Below are 1312 nucleotides of genomic sequence, written 5' to 3' on the forward strand. Positions count from 1 at the left end.
GTCGCTTAACCCACGGCAACGTATTTCGCAGATCCTCGATTTTCCGCTACGTCTGAACACCGACCTCGAGCCTGAACAGCGTCGCAAACAGATCATCGAGACCATGCGCATGGTCGGTCTGTTGCCTGACCATGTGAGTTATTACCCGCATATGCTGGCTCCGGGACAAAAACAGCGTCTGGGCCTTGCCCGAGCGCTCATTTTGCGACCCAAAGTCATTATCGCCGACGAAGCCCTGGCCTCTCTGGACATGTCGATGCGTTCGCAGCTCATCAATCTGATGCTGGAATTACAGGAAAAACAGGGGATTTCATATATCTATGTGACTCAGCACATCGGCATGATGAAGCACATCAGCGATCAGGTATTAGTCATGCACCAGGGTGAAGTGGTTGAACGCGGCAGTACAGCAGATGTTTTGGCCTCGCCGTTGCATGAGCTGACCCGTCGCCTGATTGCCGGCCATTTCGGCGAAGCGCTAACCGCTGACGCGTGGCGTAAAGATCGCTAGCAGATGCAGCCCTCCTCAACCGGAGGGCAATTTTGCAATCAGTGACAAACATTTGGTAAGAGCAGTGTATCAACCTCGCTAAACGCGACCGAAGGGAAAAGGGATCCCTGCATCACCCAAACACCAGCCGCGCCTACTTCGTCGATAAGCTGTTTGGTTTCCACGCCCTCCACCGCAATGCGGTCGCAATATTCGCGGATGTTTTTAATTAGCACCGGGAACATCGGTTTTTCAGCCTGATCCAGGAAAAAACCACGATCCAACTTTACAACATCAAAACGACCGCAAACCAGCGGACTGGCCCCAATGCTGCCGGAGCCCAGATCGCCCAGCCATAATGCGTTTGGACCGTCACAAAGTGAATTAATCAGCAGATTATTCAGACATACGGTATTCGTCAGAAAACGCTCTGAAAGTTCTAGTGCGACAAAAGGCATGGCATGTAGCGCCGATTTGACGCTCGGGTCGCCAATTGCCAGCAGCGCCATTTCATCAATGAGGTTCAGAGTACAGAAAAGGTTGTGGCTCTCAAACCAATTACGCTTTTCGGCAATTAATCGAATTTGCTCGAGCATGAAATTACGTTTTTGTTCGCTATTCCACGCTGAAATGATGAACTCTGGATGTATCGGCGAAACCGTATCTGAAGCAAACCGGACGCTCATCTCAACACCCAGTAACGTATCAGTTGTGTCTCTCATCGGTTCCGCGATGAAATGATAGTGCATAAGACCACTCCAATTGATCATAACTTCCTGATAATGCACTTTTAATCACAATCAATCAATAATAACGATCAAT

The 1312-nt window shown here is 49.7% G+C and carries 1 protein-coding gene and 1 pseudogene; one reads left to right on the forward strand and one right to left on the reverse strand.

Annotated features, from left to right (window positions below; all coding sequences use genetic code 11):
* Positions 1-511 (forward strand): annotated as a pseudogene (gene sapF, locus KQJ19_RS23605) (peptide ABC transporter ATP-binding protein SapF); the annotation flags it as partial.
* A gap of 38 nt (positions 512-549) precedes the next feature.
* Here the strand turns inward: sapF and KQJ19_RS23610 are convergent.
* The gene (locus KQJ19_RS23610) at positions 550-1239 is read right to left on the reverse strand and encodes an EAL domain-containing protein (RefSeq protein WP_047500365.1); all 690 of its coding nucleotides are present in this window, start codon (positions 1237-1239) and stop codon (positions 550-552) included.
* Positions 1240-1312: the final 73 nt, after the last annotated feature.

Source organism: Citrobacter sp. S46_ASV_140 (assembly GCF_018919545.1).
In the GTDB taxonomy this organism is placed as follows: domain Bacteria; phylum Pseudomonadota; class Gammaproteobacteria; order Enterobacterales; family Enterobacteriaceae; genus Citrobacter; species Citrobacter braakii.